This window comes from Streptomyces bullii (assembly GCF_042657145.1).
Lineage (GTDB): Bacteria > Actinomycetota > Actinomycetes > Streptomycetales > Streptomycetaceae > Streptomyces > Streptomyces bullii.
On record NZ_JBHSNY010000004.1, the window covers coordinates 658896 to 679076 of the forward strand.

Sequence of the window (20181 nt, forward strand, 5' to 3'; positions counted from 1 at the left end):
CGACCGGCCGCCAGGGCACGCCCGGCACGGCCCCCGGTCCGGCGACACCCCCTAGTGCCGGGCCGCGTGCCGCCCGCGCCCTGCGCGTGCCCCGCGCCGTGCCACCGGTACCACCATCGCGCCCAGCAGTCCGAGGCCCAGCGCGTACGGCCACCAGCCGAACCCTTCGTCCGCCGCGGTGCCGGTGGTGCGGGGCGTCGCGGCGCCGGACGCGGGCGTCCCGCGCGGGGTGGGGGAGGAGTCCGGCATGGTGACGGCGGTGAGGACGACGTCGTTGCCGTCCCCGCCCCGGTAGCCGATGCGGTAGGTGGTGTCGGCGAGCTTGACGGGCGCGCCCTCCTTCAGGCCGGTGAAGGTGCCGGTGGCGCGCGTGTGGCCCGCGTGGTCGAGCACGGTGATCTGGCGAGCGGGCCGGCCGCGGCTTCCCCGCCCGGCGGCCGACAGGTCCAGTTCCCCGGCCAGGCGTACCGGCCCTGTCACCTTCAGCGGCTTTCCGCCGAGCACGAGCGTGCCCTTCCGGCTCTGCGTGTAGCCGCCGTCCACGGTGAGGCCGCCCGCGACGACGCCGTCGTTGGTCACCGCGCCCCGCACCGTGCCCCTGCCGCCGAGCGTGGTCGCCACGCGCAGGCCCGCCGTCCCCGTGTCGAGCCGGGCGCCGGCGGTGGTGAGCCGGATCGCCCTGCTGCGGACCAGCGTCGCGCCGTCCCGCAGCGCCAGCGTGCCCTTGGTGACGGTCGTCGTGCCGGTGTACGTCACCGCGCCGCCCGTCAGGGTCGTCGTCGCGGCGCCGGACTGGGTGAACGTGCCGGAGCCGCTGACCCGGGAGAGGGTCACGGGCGTCGTGGTGTTCCGGACGATCAGTGTCCCGTCGTTGACGACCCGGCGCCCCCCCGGAGCCCATGAGCAGCGAGCCGTCCCCGCCCCGCCGGCCCGACCCCAGGCGCAGCACGGCCCCCTTCTCCACGGTGGTCGAGCCGTCGTAGTACTGCCGGGCCGCGAAGGTCACGTCGTTGCCGCGGGTCCCCGCGATGACGACGTCCCCGGCGCCCGGCGCGGCGAGCGTGTCGTGGAAGCGGCCGCCGCCGATGGGGGCGCCCAGCGTCACCGGGCCGTTGTAGTCGAAGGTGAGCCTCGAACGGGAGCGGGCCGCGAGCAGGTTGATGTACACCGTCTCGGCGGTGCCCGGCATGAAGATCCGGTTGGTGGTGCCGTCGCCCCACTGGACGTTCGCGCCCTTGATGTTGGTGCCGCGCTTGTTGACGTTCTTCCGTGCGGGCGTCCAGTTGAGGGCGGGGTCGCTGAGCGACGGGTCGGTGTCGCCGCCCCGGTCGGACCAGCTGTACTGGCCGGTCAGGATCACCTTTCCGCCCGGCCGGGACTGGACGTTGATGTCGCTGCCGTACTCGCGCTGGTAGAAGTCCATGCCCATGGTGACGGTCCGGCCCAGCGGGGTGTCCACGGTCCAGGTGCCCTGGTTGAGGACCTTGCGGACGTTCGGGAGCGAGGTCGCGTACTCGGGCCGGCCGGCGTTGACCTGGGTGCCGTTGTCGATCACCCCGGAGAAGGAGTGGGTGCCGGACAGGTCCCAGGTGCCCCACAGGAACCTGGGCTGGGTGATGAGCCCCCAGCCGCTGACGGTGCCCAGGTTGTAGGCGCTCGTCAGGGACAGCCGCAGGGTGCCGTCGACCCGGATGTTGTTCTGGTTGAGCCGGAACGCCGGGGTGCCGTACGGGAAGTGGCCGATCAATCCGGTCGTCCCGCCGTCGCCGTACTGGAGGGTGGCGCCCCGCTCGACGGTGATCGCCGGCGGGTCGGGGTCGGTGACGGTGACGTACGGGTGGGTGCCGCCGAGGACGCTCACCTTCTGCCGCTGCCGGGACTTCGGCAGGGTGAAGTCGCTGCCCTCGGTCAGCACGAGTGTGCCGGTGCCGCGCACGGTGAGGGTTCCCTCGCCGCGCAGCACCCCGTCGTACGTGGTCGTCCCGGACGGGACGGTGACGACCGTGTCGCCGCTCAGCGTCACGTCCCGGTCCGCGAGCACGTCGGCGGTGACGTCCCGGGGGCCGACGGCCGCGGCGGGCGGAGCGGCGACGGTGAGAGCGGCCAGCGCCGCGAGGGCGCCGGCGGCCGCTGCTGTCGTGTGGGTGAGGCTGCGCACATGACCGGAGAGGGGCCCGGACGGCGGGCGATAACAGAAATTCCGCCCGCGCCGGCAACTCCGCGGCAGCCCGGCCCTCTTTGTCACGTCCGACCCGTTGACCTCCTCACGGCACGCGCTTACCTTTCAGCCGTTCGTAATCACAGATGGTGTTCGATATTTCGAGCACCTCGAACGTCCCCCCTCTGAGAGGCAGGCCGCATGAGCCGCGACCACGATCTGCCCCAAGTCCCCGGCCGCCGACTGCTGTTGAAGGGCGCCGCGGCCGCCGGTGCCCTGGCCGCCGTGCCCGCCGTGCCCGGCGTCGCCCACGCCGACGCACCCGCCTCCCCGGCCAAGCCCCCGAAGGCAGCCCCGTACGTGAACCCGCTCGTCCGCAACCGCGCCGACCCGCACATCACCCGCCACACCGACGGCTTCTACTACTTCACGGCCACCGCCCCCGAGTACGACCGCATCATCCTGCGCCGCTCCCGCACCCTGAACGGCCTGTCCACCGCCGACGAGTCCGTCATCTGGCGGGCCCACCCCACCGGCGACATGGGCGCGCACATCTGGGCACCGGAGATGCACCGCATCGGAGGCAAGTGGTACATCTACTTCGCCGCCGCACCCGCCGAGGACGTCTGGCGCATCCGCATCTGGGTCCTGGAGAACTCCCACCCCAACCCCTTCAAGGGCACCTGGGTCGAGAAGGGCCGGCTCAAGACGGCCTGGGAGACCTTCTCCCTGGACGCCACCACCTTCGCCCACCGCGGCACCCGCTACCTGTGCTGGGCGCAGCACGAGCCCGGTATGGGCAACAACACCGCCCTGTGGCTGTCCGAGATGGCGAACCCCTGGACCCTGAGGGGCCCGCAGATCCGGCTCTCCACCCCGGAGTACGACTGGGAGTGCGTCGGGTTCAAGGTCAACGAGGGGCCGTACGCCCTCAAGCGCAACGGCCGCATCTTCCTGACCTACTCGGCCAGCGCCACCGACTTCAACTACTGCATGGGCCTGCTGACCGCCGACGCCGACAGCGACCTCATGGACCCGGCGAGCTGGTCCAAGTCGCCCAAGCCCGTCTTCACCAGCAACGACACCACCAAGCAGTACGGCCCCGGCCACAACTGCTTCACGGTCGCCGAGGACGGCCGCACCGACGTCCTCGTCTACCACGCCCGCCAGTACAAGGAGATCAACGGCGACCCGCTGAACGACCCCAACCGCCACACCCGCATCCAGAAGCTCGGCTGGAACCCGGACGGCACCCCCGACTTCGGCATCCCCGTCGCCGACACGGCCCAGGCAGGGGTGTGACATGAGACGCGCCTACGCCGTCCTCGTCGCCCTGTGCTGCGCCCTCGCCGGAGCCCTGGCCACCGCCGCCCCGGCGAGCGCCGCGCCCCAGACCGTCACCAACGGCACCCAGTTCAAGGACACCGCGGGCAACCCCGTGCACGCGCACGGCGGCGGAGTCATCAAGGTCGGCACGTACTACTACTGGTTCGGCGAGCACCGCAACGCCGACAACACCTTCCGTTACGTCGACGCCTACCGCTCCACCGATCTGAAGAACTGGGAGTTCCGCAACCACGTCCTGACCGAGGCCAGCGACCCCGAGCTGGCCACCGCCAACATCGAGCGCCCCAAGGTCATGTACAACGCGTCCACCGGCAAGTTCGTGATGTGGATGCACAAGGAGAACGGCACCGACTACAGCGAGGCCCGCGCCGCCGTCGCCGTCTCCGACACCGTCGACGGGAACTACACCTGGAAGGGCAGCTTCCGCCCGCTCGGCCAGCACATGTCCCGCGACATCACGGTCTTCACCGACACGGACGGCGCCGGCTACATGGTCTCCGCCGCCCGCGAGAACTACGACCTGCACATCTACCGGCTGACCTCCGACTACACCGGCATCGCGAGCCTGGTCGCCAACCCGTGGCCGGGCGGCCACCGCGAGGCACCCGCCCTGTTCAAGCGGGGCGGCGTGTACTTCATGCTGACGTCGGGCGCCACCGGCTGGAACCCCAACCAGCAGCAGTACGCCACCGCCACCAGCCTCGCCGGACCCTGGTCGGCGATGAAGAACGTCGGCGACTCGACGGCGTACGGATCGCAGACCGCGTACGTCCTGCCGGTACAGGGCTCCTCCGGCACCGCCTACCTCTACCTCGGCGACCGCTGGGGCAACTCCTTCGGCGGGACCGTCAACGACTCCCGCTACGTGTGGCTGCCGCTGACCTTCCCCAGCTCGACCTCCATGTCGATGTCCTGGTCCCCGGAGGTCACCGTCGACACGGCCGCCGGCACCGTCACCGGCACCAGCGCCACGTACAACACCCTGATCGCCCGGCACAGCGACCGGTGCGCGGACGTCACCAGCCAGTCGCAGTGGCCCGGCGCCCAGATCAAGCAGTACGACTGCAACGGGGGCGCCAACCAGAAGTACTGGTTCAAGTCGGTCGGCGGCGGCTACTACCAGCTGATGACCCGGCACAGCTCCCTGTGCGTGCAGGAGAACGCCAGCACGGTCACCCAGGAGAACTGCGACGCCTCGGCGACCGGCCAGCAGTGGTCGGTGACGACCACCGGCTCGTACGTGAACATCAAGTCCCGCGCGACCGGTGAGTGCCTGGACGTCAGCGGCGCGTCCACCGCCAACTCCGCCGCGATCATCACCTGGACCTGCAACGGAGGAACCAACCAGCAGTGGACGCGCGGCAGCTGACCGCCCCGGTGGCCCGCTACGCCAGCAGGTCGATCGCGTCGATCGACGTGCCCGCGCTGAGATAGCCCGTCGACCCCGAGCCGCTCACGATGTCGATCCGCAGCACGTTGTACTGACCGGTGTCCGTCCTCCAGGCGCTCGCCGGAACGCTGTACGTGAACGTGTGGTTGTTGCCCCGGTACGAACCGTTGGTCAGCGACCGGGTGTTCGGCTGCGTGGGCGGCGCGGGGACCGCCGACGTCCAGGTGTCGTTGACCGTGACCTGCGGGCGTCCGTCGGCGTACGCCGTCGTCACCCCGATCCGCAGGGTGTGTGCTGCGGCCGCCTGGGCCGCCGTCAGCCGGAAGTACACCAGGATCCCGCTGTTGACGTCCTTCCACAGGTAGCACGGAAAGGCCGAGGTCTCGCTGCCGCTGCCGATCACCACGTTGCCGGTCCAGGCCGCGGCCCGCACGTCGGAGGGATGCGCGTACGTCATCAGGTCGGCGTTCTTGAAGCCGCCCGGGGTGCCGTTCCAGTCGCCGATCCGCCAGATCGCGTTCGCGTCGGCCGGGTCGTTGGAGGAGGGGACGGCGAGGGTGTTGAGCGTGGTCGTCCCGCCCGCGGACACGCTCACCGACGTGGTCAGCACTGCCAGCTCGCCCTTGTGGACGGTCAGGGTGTACGTCCCCGGCAGCACGCCGCCGACCGAGAAGTAGCCGTCCGCGGCGCGGGCGGAACCCCAGTACTGCGCCGCCGAGTTGGCGAGCCCGACCGTGTACGGGTACGCCGTGTCGCGCCCGGAGATCCCGACGCCCGCGACCCTGCCCCGGCCGCTCGCCGGCACGTATCCCAAGAGGCCGAGCGAGTCCGCCCACGGTGTGGTGAGCGTGCCCGGGAACAGCGACGAGGACGGCGCGCCGCCGTCCGTGAAGGCGATGACGTACGGACCCTGGAGGCCGAAGCGCTCGGCCTCGGTCTGGTTCTGGCCGTAGTACAGGATCTCGTACAGGCCGCCGCCGTCCGCGCTCTGGTGCCGCAGCAGCGAGCGGTAGAACGGACCGCCGGAGGCCTTCTCGTGGTTGCTGCGCACCATCCACAGGCCGACTTGGCCGGCGCTCCAGCCGACGTAGGAGTAGTCCATGACGCGCAGCCGGGCGTAGTGCTTCGAGCGCGTCTGGCCGTCGGACTTGCGGAACACGTCCGAGGCCTCGATGGCGGTGGGCGCGTACGTGTAGGAGTCGGGCTGGTCGTTGCGGAACAGGCCCGCCTTGACACGGACGATGTAGCGGGTGGCCGACACCGACGTGTCGGCCTTGTTGGTCCACAGGTAGATGTTGTTCTCGCCGCTGCGGGCCGCGTAGTAGTGCTTGAGCGTGCCGTAGGTGACGGAGACGAGGATCGTCGACCCCGACTGCCTGATGCTCACGGCCGAGGAACCGAGGCCGGACTCGATGTGCGAGTTCCTGCCGCCGTAGCCCTGGTACTCCGTGCCCCGGTAGACGAGCGAGGTCAGGTCGCCGTTGGACTTGCTGACCTTGAAGACGAGTTGGGCGCCGGTGTCGACGACGTAGTGCGAGCCGTCGTCGCGCCAGCCGAAGCCCGCCGCGGACGCGGTGGCGGGAAGGGCGGCGGAGCCGGCGGCTGCCGCGCCGCCGAGCACGAAAGTACGGCGTCGGACCGGTCTGTTCGCGGATCCGGACATGGGGTTGCCTCCTCCGGGAGCGTGGGGGTGTGAGCGAGGGTGACAGTTGAATCGATTTCGCGAAAGGGCTTTCACGCCGACGCAGGGGCGAACGTTGCGAAAAATCACCTAGGACTAGAAAGCGCTTGCCAAGAGCGGTACGGTCCAGCGCCAGGCCTTGTCGTCCTGTGGAGGAGCCGACGCATGAGACGTTTCAATCTCGCCGTTCTGGCGGCGGTGACGCTGAGCACCGGCCTGGCCGCCGCACCGGCCCAGGCGTACGGCGGTCAGCGCCCCCTCGGCATCGAGCACTGCGCCGCGACCGCCTGCCACTTCGACGTCCCGCCCGGCACGTACGACGTCAAGGTCCTCCTCGGCGGCCCGTCCGCGTCCAGCACCAGCGTCGGCGGCGAGACCAGGCGGTCGCTGCTGGGCGAGACGGCCGTCCCGGCCGGGGAGCGCGTCGCCCGCAGCTTCACCGTGGACGTCCGCACGCCCGAGGGCGAGCCGACCGGCCCCGACGGCACCCCCGGCCTCGATCTCACCCTCGGCGGCTCGGCACCCGCGCTGGCCGGCATCAAGGTCACGCCCGCCCGGCACGCCCGCCAGATCTTCCTGGTCGGCGACTCCACCGTCTGCGACCAGCCCGGCGACCCGTACGCCGGCTGGGGCCAGCAGCTGCCGCGGTACCTCGGCAAGGGCCTGTCCGTCGCCAACTACGCCGACTCCGGGGAGAGTACGGTCACCTATCTGGGGAACCCCCGACTGTGGGCGACCGTCCAGCCGCGGATCCGCCCCGGCGACCTGGTCCTGATCCAGCTCGCCCACAACGACAAGACGACGGACGAGGCGACGTACCGCGCCCATCTGGAGGCCCTGGTGGCGGGCGTGCGGGACAAGGGCGGGAAACCGGTCCTGGTGACCCCCATCGTGCGGCGCTGGTTCAGCGCGGACGGCACCCTGAACAACAACACCGCGCTGCTCGTCAACGGCCTCGGCGTCGACCACCCGGCCGTGATCCGCCAGGTCGCCGCAGCTGAGGACGTCCCGCTGATCGACCTCACGGCGCGCACGAAGTCGCTTGTGGAGTCCCTCGGCGTCGAGGCCTCCAAGGCGCTGTACCTCTACAACGAGAGACGGGACAACACGCACACCTCCGTGCGCGGCGCCACGGTCTACGCGGGCCTGGTCCGCGACGCGCTCCTGGCCCTGCGTCTGGTGCCGGAAGACAAGGTGCGGGTGGGATAGGCCCCTGGGGCGTTCCGACCGGAACCGGGGCGCCCCAGGTCTCCACCGGCCCCCGCTCGACAGCACCATGAAGGACACCGCTGATGCACCTGCCCCCGGACGACCGTGTCCGCAGCCCCCGCACCGGCTGCACCCGCGCCCACTGGGAGGCGGCCGCCGACGCCCTGCTCGCCGCCGTCGAGCCGTACGCGAGCGAGGACCGCGCGCTGTACCACCTGCCGGGCGACCGGACGAGCTGGTCGGGCCGTCTCTCCGACGGCCTGGAGGGCTACGCCCGCACGCTGCTGCTGGCGGCCTTCCGCCGCGACGAGAGGGCCCTGGCGCGCTACGCGGACGGCCTCGCGGCGGGCGTGTCCGGCGTCTGGCCCCGTATCGGGGACCGGAGCCAGCCCCTGGTGGAGGCGGCATCGATCGCCCTCGCGCTGCGGCTGACGCGGGAGCTGTTGTGGGACCGCCTCGACGACGGTGTGCGGCAGCGGGCGGCGGCCTGGCTCGGCGACGCGCTCACCGCCGAACCCTGGCCCTGCAACTGGGAGTTGTTCCCGGTCACCGTCGGCGGGTTCCTGGCGGAGGTCGGCCACGAGGCGGACGCCTCCCGCGCGGCGATCGACCGCGGCCTGGAGCGCATCGAGCAGTGGTACGTGGGCGACGGCTGGTACACGGACGGCGACGGTCGCAAGTTCGACTACTACAACGGCTGGGCGATGCACCTGTATCCGGTGCTGCACGCGTGGCTGGAGCAGGACGAGCGGCTGCTCGACCTCTACGGGAGCCGCCTGGCACGGCATCTCGCCGACTACGCCCGCCTGTTCGGCGGCGACGGTGCCCCGATGCACCAGGGCCGGTCACTGACGTACCGCTTCGCGACGACGGCCCCGCTGTGGCTCGGCGCGCTGACCGGCCACACGCCGCTGTCCCCGGGCGAGACCCGCCGCCTGGCCTCCGGGGCGCTGAGGTACTTCCTGGAACGGCGCGCGGTCGACGACCGGGGTCTGCTGACGCTCGGCTGGCACGGCCCCGACGCGTCGGTGCTGCAGGGCTACTCGGGGCCCGCCTCCCCGTACTGGGCGAGCAAGGGTTTCCTCGGCCTGCTCCTGCCGCCGGACCACGCGGTGTGGACGGCACCCGAGGAGCCGGGCCCGGCGGAGCGGTCCGACGCCGTGACCCCGATCGCCGCTCCCAACTGGCTGCTGCAGTCGACGTGTTCGGACGGTGTGGTCCGCCTCCACAACCACGGCAGCGAGGACGTGCGGTACGACCCCTACTACACGCGGTTCGCGTACTCCACGGTCACGCGGCCCCTCGGGTCGCCGCCCGACAACACCGTCACGGTCGGCGGCGATCCGCTCCGGACGGGCATCGTCCCGCTGGGGGTGGGGAAGGGCTGGGCCGCCTCCCGGTACCCGCTGAGCTCCGGCGCGGAGGTGACCAGCCTGGTGGTGGCCGACGGCGCGGTGGAGGTACGCGCCCATCTGGTGGCGGGGGCGGAACCCGGCACGGAGGTGACCGTCACGGGCTGGGCGCCCCGGGACGGCGAGCGGTCCGAACTGGAGCCCGTCACCGGCCTGTCCGGCACGGCGCCCTCGTCCGGGACGTCGCCGCTGTCGGGCACGACGGGTGACGGCCCCACTCTGTTCGTCGCTCTCGCCCGCCTCACGGGTGAGAGCGGTCCCGCCCCCCTGCGCGACCTGGTCTCGGTGACGGTGACGGGGGCCTTCGAACTGAACGTCCTGTGGGCTTCGGGCCGGGCCGACCGCTTCCGCTTCATGGCGCCGGATGAGCCGTCGGCCGTGTCTTCGTGGTCGGTGACGCCTCAATGAGGGGCTCCACCAGCCGACTATCGGGACATCTGAGGCCTGAGTGCCAGGGCTTACCCGATTGGAGGAAGTGGTTCAGACAATCGGTGGACCAGCCCTCTGCTACCTAGCAGAATGACTGTATGAGATTTGATGCCCCGCTCATTGCGAACCGCCCAGTCATACAGCAGCGAGCCGGACCCCGGCAAACCGCACGCCGTCAGAAAGGTGGCGAGCGAGTGGGTTCGTATCAGGTGGCCTAGTATCGGAAAGTCGGCAGTCCTGCCGACAAGCGGCGCAGGGCCGCCCCGCGTTCGGTCGGATGTCGTGGGGTGCTCGGCCAGCCGGACACAGGCATCGCTGGACACGCAGGTGAAAGGGCAGGCACGTGTCAGTATCCGAGGATCAGCAGGATCCGATCTACCAAGGTCACCGTCTCCGGAAGCGTCTGCGGGCCGCACGCGAGAGCGCCGGCCTCACGCACACCGATGTGGCGGAAGCTCTGGAGTGGTCACCCTCCAAGATCAACAGGATCGAGACGGGCAAGGTGGGCCTGACCATCACCGACGCCCGCGTGCTGCTCGAACTGTACGGTGTCAATGATGCGGACCAGGTCCGCGAGATCACGGCGATGGCCCGGGCCGCCCGGCGTCCGCCCTGGTGGTCGGCCTACCGGAATGTCGCGGCGGAAGAGTTCCTGCGGTATCTGAGTTACGAGTCGTCGGCCATCAGGATCCGGAACTTTGAATCCAACCTGGTTCCTGGTCTGCTGCAGACGGAAGAATACGCCAAAGAAGTCTTCGGTATGCCGGGCGGCAGTGTGAATGTAGATGCGCTGCTGTCCCTGCGACTCGAGCGCCAGGACCGGATCGTCCGCACCGGCGGACCGGAGCTTTTCTTCATTCTCGACGAGGCGGCGCTCAGGCGTATCGTCGGCAGCGAGCAAATCATGAAGAACCAGTACGAAAAGCTGCTGACGCTGAACGAGATGGATAACGTCGCGATCAAGGTGGCGCCGTTCACGGCCGGACTGTACCCGCAGTTCCGCTCCCCGTACGTCCTCTTCCAGTTCGCCGAGGAGGACGAGGACCTTGTGGCGTATCTGGAGAAGCCGGACGGGCAGGTCCTGCTGAGCGAGCGGTCGCCGTTCACCGGGCTGGGTGCCAAGGAGCCCAGCGACTACCTGGACGACTTCTGGTACGTCGAGAAGCAGGTGGCTCTGGACCTGGATGAGGAGTTCCTGTTCAGGAGCTTTCGCTAGGAATGTGTAGCGGGGGGGGGATGGTGATGTTCCAGCGGCCGGGCGGGAGGCGGAGCTATTCGCATTCCCCCGCTGAGCCGGATTCACGGCTGACGAACCCGATAAATAACGCCCAGGATTCCAAGGGGACGGACACTATTTCCCGGTCCGGGCGAGCGGAATTCCTTACCATCACCCGCTCCTGGACCGCGACTTCAAGGCAGTTCCCAACCTGTCCCGAAGCCGAACTCTTACGCCATCGCAGACTCGATTTCCCCATGCTTCCCCGGCTCCCACCTCTGCCCGGCAGTACGGACTCGTACGGCCTTTCGACATCCAAGGCGATTATGAATGATCCTGTTTCGCCTGCCAAGAGCGTGTCGTGCGATGACATGTCACTGGATAACGTCATAAATGACGCGAAACTGATTCAGCGGGAGAGAGTTGACTGAGAACGTTCGGCGAGTCTCAGGCCTGCTGAAACAGCAAAGGGAGCCGCATCGGTCGAGCCGGCAAGCATCTGACCGCGGACTCCCTCTGCGAAGCCACTCCGTTCATCCATTCCGGAAAGGCAGCTTCATCATGGAGTCTAGCGGTTCGCTGAGCGAGAGCCAGCCTGTCCGCGCCAAGCAGCAGAGCAACTGGGTCAAGTGGGCGCGCACGGCGGGCAGCCATGCGCTCAAGGGCGCGTGCGGGGCGCTGGGTGCCAGTGCCTTCTCTCTCCTGGTCTGGTGGATCCAGAACAGGTAGTCGCCCGCTGATCCGGCGGCACACGATCACGCAAGGTCCCGCTCCGGGCTTTGGGCGGCACCGGCCGTCCTCACCGCCCGGAGCGCGACGGTGCCTACGACCGGGGCCAGTGCTCCAGTGCCACGTGCAGGGCGTCGATCGCCTTGTCCCAGGAGGCCCGTACGTCACGGGGCGCGCCGAAGCCGCCCGCGGCCTCCAGGGCGCAGTAGCCGTGGAAGGTGCTGCGCAGCAGGCGCACGGCGTCGGTGAGGTCGGGTTCGTCCAGCGCGTAGGCGCGGAGCATGCCGTAGGTGACCTCGGTGGTGCGGCGCAGGGCGGGGGCCTCGGCGACGAGGGTCCGGTCGAGGCGGATCTGGGTCGCCGCGTACCGGCCCGGGTGCTCCAGGGCGTACTTGCGGTACGCGCCGGCGAAGGCGGCCAGCGCCTCCTTGCCGGCCCGTCCGGCGACGGCCGCCGCGATGCGGTCGATCATCTCGCCGCCCGCCAGGAGGGCCACGCGGGTGCGCAGGTCCTGGAGGTTGCGGATGTGCGAGTACAAGCTGGCGTCCCGCACCCCGAAGTGCCGGGCCAGCGCCGAGACGGTGACGTTCTCGAAGCCGATGGCGTCGGCGAGGTCGGCGGCGGCGACGACGATCCGGTCGGACGTCAGGCCGGCTCTCGGCATGGGAACCGCCTCCGTCAGGGCTCTGCCTAGGGGGTGTCGGCGAGATCCTAATGCGTGCTCCCGGGCGCCCCGCGTGCCGTGCGGGGCGATCCTGGAATCACCATGCCGATCGTCTGTTCCGTCGCCGTCCTGGCCGCGGTGAACCTGTTGAACAACTGGTTGCTGCGGGGGCCCGTCGCCTACGTCGTCGTGTGCGTGACCGCGACGGGCGTGCTGCTGCTGCTCGCCCGCTTCGACGGCCTCACCGCGGCCGATCTGGGGCTGGACGCGGAGGGTGTGCGCCGGGGGCTGCGGTGGGCGCCCGTCCTCGCGGGTGCCGTCGTCCTCGTCCTCGTGCTGCTCCTCGCCGTTCCGGCCGGCCGTGAGGTGTTCCGGGACGCCCGGGCCGTCGGACTGTCGGGGGGACACGTGCTGGGGCAGGCGCTGGTGCGGGTGCCGTTCGGGACCGTCCTGCTGGAGGAGACCGCGTTCCGCGGTGTGCTGTGGGCCATGATCCGGCGGCGGTGCGGAACGGCGTGGGCGACCGCCGTGTCCTCGCTGCTGTTCGGGCTGTGGCACCTGATGCCCGCGCGTGGCCTCAACCGCTCCAACACCGCCGTGGCCGAGGTGTTCGGCGGCGGCTCGGCGGGTGTCGTACCGGCCGTCACGGCGGCGATCGTGCTGATGATCGCCGCCGGGGCGGTCCTGTGCGAGCTGCGCCGCCGTTCCGGCAGCCTGTTGGCGCCCGCGGCACTGCACTGGGCCGTCAACGGCTTCAGCTACGCGTTCGCCTGGGCCGCGGCGCGGTGGTGGCTCGACGGCTGAACCCGTGGCGGCCACCGACCGCGGGCGGGCCGGCCGCCTCAGCCGACCGGTGCGTACAGCACGCCCAGCTTGTCGACCTCGGTGCCCGCCCGGCCGGTGAAGCCGACGATCCGCCATCCGGACGGGGCGGTGAAGGTGAGGGCGTCCGAGGTCGGCGTACCGGCGGCGAGGGTGCGGCCCCGGTCCGTCGTGAGCGCCGCTGAGAACAGGCGTGTACGGCCGTCCTTCTGGCCCTTGGTCAGCTTGGCGGAGGTGAGGTTCTCGCCGGTGGCGAGCGTCAGGGAGGTCGCCGTGCCGCCCGTGCCGCCGTGGGTGAGGGTCGTACCGCCGTCGTGCGTCAGCGCCACCGCGTCGAGGCGGCTGCCGCCGCGCAGGGTCAGGGTGCGGGGGGCGGGGGACGCGGGCAGGTCGTCGGCGTCGGTGAAGGCCGTGCCGTGCGGGCCGCCGAAGAAGTCGCTGGCCCGCAGGGACGGGTCGACGGTGTAGGAGAAGCCGACCGTGTGCGGGAAGTGGTCGGACAGGTGCTTGCCGTCGGAGCGGAGGAAGGACTCCCAGGCGTTGTCGTACCGGGTGGCTTTCAGGTCCACCAGCCTGCTGCCCCGGTACAGCACCTTGTCCACGACCTCGCAGTCGTTCGCGGGTGCCGCCGCGTCGCAGACCAGGGCGGCGCTGCCCTGCGCGGGCGGAGTGCCGCCCTTGACCAGGTCCACCCACGGGTCCTTGAGGCCGTTCTCGCCGAGCAGGGTGCGGATGTTGTCGCCGGTGCGCGTGTAGCGGGTGTTGGTGTCGCCCATGACGATCACCGCGTTGCCGGCGGAGTTCGCCTGGATGAAGTCGGAGAGCTGCTCGATGTTGGCGCGGCGGGCAGCGAGGGCCGCCTCGTCCGCGTCGGCGTTGGTGTGGACGTTGTACAGGTCGACGAAGACGCCCTCTGCGAGGCGGACCCGGGCGAGCGAGAAGCCCTTCGGGGTCAGGCAGTTGGTGCCGGTGCAGTTGTTCCACCTCACCCGCTGGAAGTCCTCGTAGGGGAAGTCCGAGAGGGTGTTGAGGCCGTCGCCGAACCCGGCGCCGCCGCTCGTCGGCGTGCGGTGGGGGTGCTTGTCGTTCGCGTACAGGGAGGCGTGGTAGTTGAAGTCCTCCTGCACGTTCACGATGTCGTACGGGCCGAGCCGCTGCCCGATGAGCGGGGTGTTGGTCTCCGGGTCGCTGTCGCCGAGCCCGAGGGGGAGCCCGGCGATGTTGTACGTCAGGACGTCGAAGGAGCCGGAGTCCGCGGCGGTGGCGGGGGAGGCGCCGGTGCTGGCCAGGCCGGTGAGGGCCAGGGCGGCGGCCGTGAGGGTGCCGATCAGTCGTTTCATGGTGGGGCGTCTCCCGTCGGGGGGTGGGAAAAACCTGAGCGATGCTCAGGTTCGACGCCAACTGTGCGACGCGCAAGGCCGGTCGGGGAAACAGTGAGGGGCGAGGTGATCAGCGCGCCCTCTTCCTGCGTCGCCCCGCTCCTGGTCCCGACACTGGGGCAGGCCCTCGGTCGTCGTCATCCGTTCACCCCGCTGTAGTGCCTCAGGCTCCACCGCCACAGCCCCCGCGCCCCCAGGTACGCCAGCACCCCGAGCAGCGGTGAGGCCGCCGCCAGCCAGTACGGCACGCCCGTGCCGTCGCCGTGGCCCGTGAGGACCGCCGTCGGGAAGTAGGCGACGAACGCGAGCGGAAGACCGTACGTCAGGAAACCGCCGACCGCCCTCGGCAGCACGTTCAGCGGATAGCTGCCGAACGTGCCGAGGAGTTCCTCCAGCCAGCGGCCCCAGTAGTCGGCGGCGGGGAAGCGCAGGGACGCGCAGGCCACGACCGTGAACAGGGCCGCCTCCAGCAGCATGCCGCCCAGCACGGCCGCGACCAGGTACGAGATCCGTCCGGCCGTCCAGTCGAGGTCGCTGCGCGACAGCGCGCCCACCATCAGACCCGCCGCGACCGTCAGGTCACCGATGGCGTTGGTCGGGAAGTAGGCGAGCTGGATCTGGCGGTGGACGGGCATCGGCCGGAGCAGGTAGATGTCGATCCTGCCCTCCTGGATCTGCCGGCCCACGAAGTGCATCCGCCCGAGGAACAGCACGAACAGGCCGTGCGCCAGCATCCGCGTCGCCGGGATCAGCAGCACGTCCGAGCTGTCCCAGCCGCCCATCCCGGTGAACCGGGACAGCAGCACCGTCGCGAACACGATCACCGACACCTGCCAGACCGCGCCGATCGCGATCATCATCAGGAACTCGGACCGGTACTCCATCTGCGCCCGGAAGTTGAGCGCGGTGACACGCCACACGATCCGCAGAGCTCTCACCGACACCTCAGCCTCCCTGTGCGATCACGCGCCGCGCGGCCCGCCGCCACACCCACCGGGTGAACAGCGCCAGCACCACCACCCAGGCGACCTGCACGCCCAGTTGGAACGCCGCGTCCGACAACGGGATCCGGCCCACGTACAGCGACAGCGGCACGCTCAGCGTCGCCTGGAACGGCAGGAACGCGCTCAGCGTCACGAACCAGTCGGGGAAGAACCACAGCGGCGCGTACACGCCCGCCAGCAGGTTCTGCGCGAAGACCAGGATCAGCATGGCGGCGTTGTTGCGCAGCGTGAAGAAGCACAGCTGGTCGATGACCAGCATGATGTAGTACAGGACCCACTGGCCGAGCAGCATGCTCAGCACGAACACCCCGGCCACGGCCGCCGACACGGGCGGTTCCACCAGCCCCGCCGCCAGGCACACCGCGTATCCGGCCAGCGCCCACGCCAGCCCGTACAGCCGCTCGCCGAGGGCGCGCAGGGCGTAGTAGCGCTGCGGCGGCAACGGGCGCAGGTACCAGTAGATGATCGTGCCGAAGTGCATGTGCTGGATGACGCTGTCCCGGCCCGCGAACTGGTCGAGCTCCCGCAGACGGGAGGCGAGGACGGCCAGCACCGCGTACGTCACCGCCTGCTCGCGGTCGAGTCCGGCGGTGGTGCCGGACTGCGCGTACAGGCCGCGCCACAACGACCAGACCAGCACCACCTGCACGGCCAGCCGGAGCAGGACGGCCGTCATCCGGGGCGGGGTGAGCAGCTCGCCGAGCGGGGTGACACGGGCGGTGCGCCAGGCGTGGAGGACCGCCATGTCAGGCCCCTTCCGGCACGGGCCCGGCCTGCGCGTACGCGACCCGCATCACGTCCTCCAGGTCCGCCTCGTCCAGGGCGATGTCGGTCACCTCGAACCGTTCGAGCACGGCCTTCAGCGCCTGGTGGACGGTGGGCGCGCCCGGCCCGTCGGGGCCGAAGACGACCTGCGCGCCGGTGTGCCGCAGCAGGGTGATGCCGGGCGGCGGGACGACCTCGGCGTGCGGGTCGGCGAGGCTGGCCCGCACCTGCCACGTCGAGCCGAACGTGCGGCGGATCTCGTCGAGGGTGCCGTCGAGCATGAGCCGGCCGTGGTTGACCAGCACGACCCGCTCCGCGAGCCGCTCGACCTCGGTCATGTCGTGTGTGGTCAGCAGGACGGTACGGCCGCGCTGTTCCACCTGGTGCCGCAGGAACTCCCGGACCTGCTCCTTGACCACCACGTCCATGCCGATGGTCGGCTCGTCGAGGAAGACCACCGGCGGGTCGTGCAGCAGGGCGGCGGCGAGGTCGCTGCGCACCCGCTGGCCGAGGGAGAGGTGGCGGACCCGGGTGTCCCAGAAGGAGGACAGGTCGAGCAGCTCGTCGAACTCCTGGAGCCGGGCGGCGTGTTCGGCCTTCGGCACCTCGTAGATGTCGCGCAGGATCGTGAACGACTCGCGCACGGGCAGGTCCCACCACAGCTGGGTGCGCTGCCCGAACACCGCCCCGATGTTGCGGGCGTTGCGTTCGCGCTCCTCGTACGGCACCACGCCCGCGACCCGGGCCGCGCCGGAGGTGGGGGTGAGGATGCCGGTGAGCATCTTGATGGTGGTGGACTTTCCGGCGCCGTTCGGGCCGAGCAGGGCGAGGAGTTCACCGGGGGCGACGTCGAAGCTGATGTCGGTGACCGCGTGCTTGGCCACCTTCTCCGGGTTGACCAGGGACCGGACGGCGCCCAGGAAGCCGGGGCGGCGGACGGTGGAGTGGAAGGTACGGGACAAGCCGCGGACCTCGATGCTGCCATCCAAGGACATCAACTCCTTTGTGGCCGACGAAAGAAGCGGCCGGTCGGCTGAGGTGCCGACCGCCCGCTGGCGACTTTCCGACCCTGCCGGAAAGTCGATCAATCGGTCAATCGATTAACGGTCTTCTTACCCGGCGGTCGAGATCACGAACGAGAACTCCGCGGGCTCGGCCCTCAGGAAGTACCGGGGCAGCGGACCCGGCCCGCAGGACTGCGAACCGATGCCGTGCTGGCCGTGGTCGAGGTTGACCCAGACGGTGTCGCCGGGGGTGAGGTCGGTGCGGTGCCGGGCCGCGTCCAGCTGCTCGGTGGTCCAGCGCCGGGCCGTGAACCAGAACGCCGGGTCGCCCTCGATCCGCAGCCCGCCGATCTCCACCCAGCGGACATCGGACCGGGCGCCGTTCTCCTGCGGGCGGACGTACGGCGTCTGGAGCTCGTCGACCGTCGACTGCCAGCGGCCGACCATCGACGCCGTCCTGGTGTCGGGGTACGCCTCGCCGGGGCCGCCGCCGTACCACCGCACCTCGTCGGCGGCCGGCAGCCCCAGGCGCACACCCAGCCGTGGCAGCGGCACCGTCCAGTCGCCCTCCGGTGTCACGGACACGGTCAGCTTCAGCCGGTCGCCGTCCGACACCCAGCGGTACACCGTGGCCAGGCCCACCTCCCGGGCGGCCGGAGCCACCCGGGTCCGCACCGTCAGCGCGTCGCCGTCCAGCTCGACACCGTCCAGCCGGTGGCGCATCCGGTGCAGGCCCAGCGTGCGCCACAGCACCCCGTACCGGGTGTCCGACTGCCACTCCGCGCCGTCGTCGTTGTCCGTCGTCGCCCGCCACACGTCCAGGCGCAGCCCGCTCACCTCCACACCACCGACGCCGCGCAGCGCCCCGGTACGGGCGTCGAAGACGGCCGGGCCGAGCGTGATCCGCCCGTCGCCGCAGGCGGGAGCGGCACTCGCGGTGACGCAGGGCACCGGCCGCTCGGCCACGGTGACCTGCCCCCAGGCCACCACATGGCCCTTCGGCGCCCACGCCGTGTCGGCGGCGGCCAGCGCCCGTACGGTCCACTGCGCCTCGCCGCCCGGTCCGTTCGCCGGCGGTGCGGGCAGCTTCACGTCGGCGGACTCGCCCGGCGCGAGCGGCGGCACCGACAGGGAACCGCTCTCGACCGTCTCGCCGTCCACCTGGTACGCCCACGCGAAGTCCAGCGCGGACAGGTCGGCGAAGTCCTGCTTGTTGGTGATGCGCACCGTGCCGCCCGCCGGGTCGCCCTCGATGCGGACCGGCTCGATGACCTTCTTGTACTCGACCAGCCCGGGGGACGGCCGCCGGTCGGGGAAGACCAGCCCGTCGCAGACGAAGTTGCCGTCGTGCAGCTCCTCGCCGAAGTCGCCGCCGTAGGCGTAGCCGAACTCCGGGTGCTGGATGCCGTGGTCGATCCACTCCCAGATGAATCCGCCCTGGAGCCGCTCGTACTTCTCGAACAGCTCCTGGTAGTCGGCGAGTCCGCCGGGGCCGTTGCCCATGGCGTGTGCGTACTCGCACTGGATGAACGGCAGTTCGCGGCGCTTGTGGGTGCCGCCGTCCAGACCCTGGCCGATCTTCTCGACCTCGTCGTGGAAGGCGTACATCCGGGAGTACACGTCGGTGTCGCGGCAGTTCCAGTCGCCCTCGTAGTGCACCAGCCGTGAGGGGTCCCGGTCGTGGATCCACTCGGCCATCGCGGTCAGTCCGCGGCCGGTGCCTGCCTCGTTGCCGAGGGACCAGAAGACGATCGACGGGTGGTTCTTGTCGCGCTCGACCATGCGGGCGGCGCGGTCCAGCAGGGCCGGGGTCCAGCGGTCGTCGTCGACGGGGTTGTCCCGCCAGTCCTGCTCGGTGAAGCCGTGGGTCTCCAGGTCGCACTCGTCGATGACCCACAGCCCGTACTCGTCGCACAGGTCGAGGAAGGCCGGGTGCGGCGGGTAGTGGGAGGTGCGCACGGCGTTGATGTTGTGCCGCTTCATCAGCAGCACGTCCTCGCGCATGGTCTCCAGGTCGAGGGCGCGGCCCGTGACCGGGTGCCACTCGTGCCGGTTGACGCCCTTGAAGAGGACCGCCTTCCCGTTGACCTTGATCAGGCCGTCCTCCAGGACGACCGTGCGGAAGCCGACTCGCAGCGGGACCCGCTCGCCCTCCGTCATGAGGACACCGTCGTACAGGCGCGGCGTCTCCGCCGTCCACGGCTCGACGGCCACGGTCACCGACTCGCCGGTGGCGACATCGATGTCCAGCTCCGGGACGCTCACCCGGCCGTCGACGTCGGAGTCGACGCGCAGGGTGCCCTCGCCGGTGACGTGGTCGTAGGAGGCGTGCACGAAGAAGTCGAGCGCGCTGCCCGCCGGGCGGTGCAGCAGCGTCACGTCACGGAAGATGCCCGGGAGCCACCACTGGTCCTGATCCTCCAGGTACGACCCGGCCGACCACTGGTGCACGCGGACCGCGAGCACGTTGCCGGACGGCTTGAGCAGATGCCCCACCGCGAACTCGTGGGGCAGCCGGGAGCCCTTGAACTCGCCGAGGTCCGTGCCGTTCAGCCACACACGGGCGCAGGACTCCACCCCGTCGAAACGCAGCACCGCGCCGCCGTCGGCCGGCCAGTCCGCCGGCAGGTCGAAGACGCGCAGGTGGTCGCCGGTGGGGTTTTCGGTGGGCACGTGCGGCGGGTCCACCGGGAAGGGGTAGAGGTGGTTGGTGTAGACGGGGGAGCCGTGCCCCTGGAGGACCCAGTGGCCGGGCACTGTGACCTCGGCCCAGTCCCCGGCGTCGAAGCCCGGCTCGGCGAACGTGTCGTCCTCGGCGTCGGCCGTCGCCGACAGGCGGAATCGCCAACTGCCGTTCAGTGACACGGACTTCGCGTCCGAGGATGCGTACCAGGCGCGGGGCGGCAGGGCCCCGCTGCCCGGGGAGACGTCCTCGACGTAGTCGACGGAGGGGGTGCGGAAAGACATCGGTC

15 protein-coding genes and 1 pseudogene are annotated in these 20181 nt (G+C 70.7%); 7 read left to right on the forward strand and 9 right to left on the reverse strand.

All coding sequences use genetic code 11. The annotated features are described in order from the left end of the window. Window positions 1-51: 51 nt before the first annotated feature. Window positions 52-2158: pseudogene (locus tag ACFPZJ_RS14415) on the reverse strand (autotransporter). 201 nt (window positions 2159-2359) lie between these two features. Between ACFPZJ_RS14415 and ACFPZJ_RS14420 the strand changes: the two are divergent. After that, on the forward strand, window positions 2360-3460 hold the full coding sequence (locus ACFPZJ_RS14420) for a glycoside hydrolase family 43 protein (RefSeq protein ID WP_381021187.1): 1101 nt from the start codon (window positions 2360-2362) through the stop codon (window positions 3458-3460). Window position 3461: 1 nt separating this feature from the next. Continuing rightward, window positions 3462-4874: an RICIN domain-containing protein gene (locus tag ACFPZJ_RS14425; protein ID WP_381021188.1), complete on the forward strand. Its 1413-nt coding sequence runs from the start codon at window positions 3462-3464 to the stop codon at window positions 4872-4874. 16 nt (window positions 4875-4890) lie between these two features. Here ACFPZJ_RS14425 and ACFPZJ_RS14430 read toward each other — a convergent pair whose 3' ends face one another. Next, window positions 4891-6558: a rhamnogalacturonan lyase B N-terminal domain-containing protein gene (locus ACFPZJ_RS14430; RefSeq protein WP_381021190.1), complete on the reverse strand. Its 1668-nt coding sequence runs from the start codon at window positions 6556-6558 to the stop codon at window positions 4891-4893. A 183-nt stretch (window positions 6559-6741) separates the two neighbouring features. On the opposite strand from ACFPZJ_RS14430, the gene ACFPZJ_RS14435 reads away from it, so the two are divergent. The 3 genes from ACFPZJ_RS14435 to ACFPZJ_RS14445 all read left to right on the forward strand — a co-directional run bounded on the left by ACFPZJ_RS14435 (window position 6742) and on the right by ACFPZJ_RS14445 (window position 10842). After that, window positions 6742-7785 (forward strand): rhamnogalacturonan acetylesterase, encoded by a 1044-nt coding sequence (locus tag ACFPZJ_RS14435; protein WP_381021191.1) that lies wholly within the window; start codon window positions 6742-6744, stop codon window positions 7783-7785. An 83-nt stretch (window positions 7786-7868) separates the two neighbouring features. Next, a complete protein-coding gene (locus ACFPZJ_RS14440; protein ID WP_381021193.1) occupies window positions 7869-9605 on the forward strand; it encodes a DUF2264 domain-containing protein in 1737 nt (578 codons plus the stop codon). Between the two features lie 364 nt (window positions 9606-9969). Beyond that, on the forward strand, window positions 9970-10842 hold the full coding sequence (locus ACFPZJ_RS14445; RefSeq protein ID WP_381021195.1) for a helix-turn-helix domain-containing protein: 873 nt from the start codon (window positions 9970-9972) through the stop codon (window positions 10840-10842). Window positions 10843-10897: 55 nt separating this feature from the next. Here the strand turns inward: ACFPZJ_RS14445 and ACFPZJ_RS14450 are convergent, their stop codons facing one another. Further along, entirely contained in the window at window positions 10898-11233 is a 336-nt protein-coding gene (locus ACFPZJ_RS14450) for a DUF397 domain-containing protein (protein WP_381021196.1), read from the reverse strand. 170 nt (window positions 11234-11403) lie between these two features. On the opposite strand from ACFPZJ_RS14450, the gene ACFPZJ_RS14455 reads away from it, so the two are divergent. Beyond that, window positions 11404-11571, forward strand: coding sequence for a hypothetical protein (locus ACFPZJ_RS14455; RefSeq protein ID WP_381021198.1), 168 nt, complete (start codon window positions 11404-11406; stop codon window positions 11569-11571). A 94-nt stretch (window positions 11572-11665) separates the two neighbouring features. On the opposite strand, the gene ACFPZJ_RS14460 is transcribed toward ACFPZJ_RS14455, so the two are convergent. Further along, window positions 11666-12235 (reverse strand): TetR/AcrR family transcriptional regulator, encoded by a 570-nt coding sequence (locus tag ACFPZJ_RS14460; protein ID WP_381021199.1) that lies wholly within the window; start codon window positions 12233-12235, stop codon window positions 11666-11668. A 102-nt stretch (window positions 12236-12337) separates the two neighbouring features. Here ACFPZJ_RS14460 and ACFPZJ_RS14465 point away from each other — a divergent pair, with 102 nt between their 5' ends. Continuing rightward, window positions 12338-13039 (forward strand): CPBP family intramembrane glutamic endopeptidase, encoded by a 702-nt coding sequence (locus ACFPZJ_RS14465; protein ID WP_381021201.1) that lies wholly within the window; start codon window positions 12338-12340, stop codon window positions 13037-13039. A gap of 38 nt (window positions 13040-13077) precedes the next feature. Here ACFPZJ_RS14465 and ACFPZJ_RS14470 read toward each other — a convergent pair whose 3' ends face one another. The 5 genes from ACFPZJ_RS14470 to ACFPZJ_RS14490 all read right to left on the reverse strand — a co-directional run bounded on the left by ACFPZJ_RS14470 (window position 13078) and on the right by ACFPZJ_RS14490 (window position 20176). Beyond that, window positions 13078-14397 carry a jacalin-like lectin gene (locus tag ACFPZJ_RS14470; protein WP_381021203.1) on the reverse strand — a complete coding sequence of 440 codons (1320 nt, stop codon included), beginning with the start codon at window positions 14395-14397 and terminating at the stop codon, window positions 13078-13080. A gap of 176 nt (window positions 14398-14573) precedes the next feature. Beyond that, window positions 14574-15380, reverse strand: a complete 807-nt coding sequence (locus ACFPZJ_RS14475; protein ID WP_381021205.1) for an ABC transporter permease — start codon at window positions 15378-15380, stop codon at window positions 14574-14576. Window position 15381: 1 nt separating this feature from the next. Next, window positions 15382-16185, reverse strand: coding sequence for an ABC-2 family transporter protein (locus tag ACFPZJ_RS14480; protein WP_381021207.1), 804 nt, complete (start codon window positions 16183-16185; stop codon window positions 15382-15384). Window position 16186: 1 nt separating this feature from the next. Then, on the reverse strand, window positions 16187-17194 hold the full coding sequence (locus ACFPZJ_RS14485; RefSeq protein WP_381021209.1) for an ABC transporter ATP-binding protein: 1008 nt from the start codon (window positions 17192-17194) through the stop codon (window positions 16187-16189). 123 nt (window positions 17195-17317) lie between these two features. Beyond that, window positions 17318-20176 carry a glycoside hydrolase family 2 TIM barrel-domain containing protein gene (locus ACFPZJ_RS14490; RefSeq protein WP_381021211.1) on the reverse strand — a complete coding sequence of 953 codons (2859 nt, stop codon included), beginning with the start codon at window positions 20174-20176 and terminating at the stop codon, window positions 17318-17320. Window positions 20177-20181: the final 5 nt, after the last annotated feature.

Bases quoted from the DNA above. Each gene is read 5' to 3' on its own strand.
- ACFPZJ_RS14455 (WP_381021198.1), top strand. From the start codon at position 11,404: ATGGAGTCTAGCGGTTCGCTGAGCGAGAGCCAGCCTGTCCGCGCCAAG.
- ACFPZJ_RS14490 (WP_381021211.1), bottom strand. From the start codon at position 20,176: ATGTCTTTCCGCACCCCCTCCGTCGACTACGTCGAGGACGTCTCCCCG.
- ACFPZJ_RS14480 (WP_381021207.1), bottom strand. From the start codon at position 16,185: ATGGCGGTCCTCCACGCCTGGCGCACCGCCCGTGTCACCCCGCTCGGC.
- ACFPZJ_RS14420 (WP_381021187.1), top strand. From the start codon at position 2,360: ATGAGCCGCGACCACGATCTGCCCCAAGTCCCCGGCCGCCGACTGCTG.
- ACFPZJ_RS14450 (WP_381021196.1), bottom strand. From the start codon at position 11,233: ATGACGTTATCCAGTGACATGTCATCGCACGACACGCTCTTGGCAGGC.
- ACFPZJ_RS14465 (WP_381021201.1), top strand. From the start codon at position 12,338: ATGCCGATCGTCTGTTCCGTCGCCGTCCTGGCCGCGGTGAACCTGTTG.
- ACFPZJ_RS14425 (WP_381021188.1), top strand. From the start codon at position 3,462: ATGAGACGCGCCTACGCCGTCCTCGTCGCCCTGTGCTGCGCCCTCGCC.
- ACFPZJ_RS14430 (WP_381021190.1), bottom strand. From the start codon at position 6,558: ATGTCCGGATCCGCGAACAGACCGGTCCGACGCCGTACTTTCGTGCTC.
- ACFPZJ_RS14470 (WP_381021203.1), bottom strand. From the start codon at position 14,397: ATGAAACGACTGATCGGCACCCTCACGGCCGCCGCCCTGGCCCTCACC.
- ACFPZJ_RS14440 (WP_381021193.1), top strand. From the start codon at position 7,869: ATGCACCTGCCCCCGGACGACCGTGTCCGCAGCCCCCGCACCGGCTGC.
- ACFPZJ_RS14435 (WP_381021191.1), top strand. From the start codon at position 6,742: ATGAGACGTTTCAATCTCGCCGTTCTGGCGGCGGTGACGCTGAGCACC.
- ACFPZJ_RS14460 (WP_381021199.1), bottom strand. From the start codon at position 12,235: ATGCCGAGAGCCGGCCTGACGTCCGACCGGATCGTCGTCGCCGCCGCC.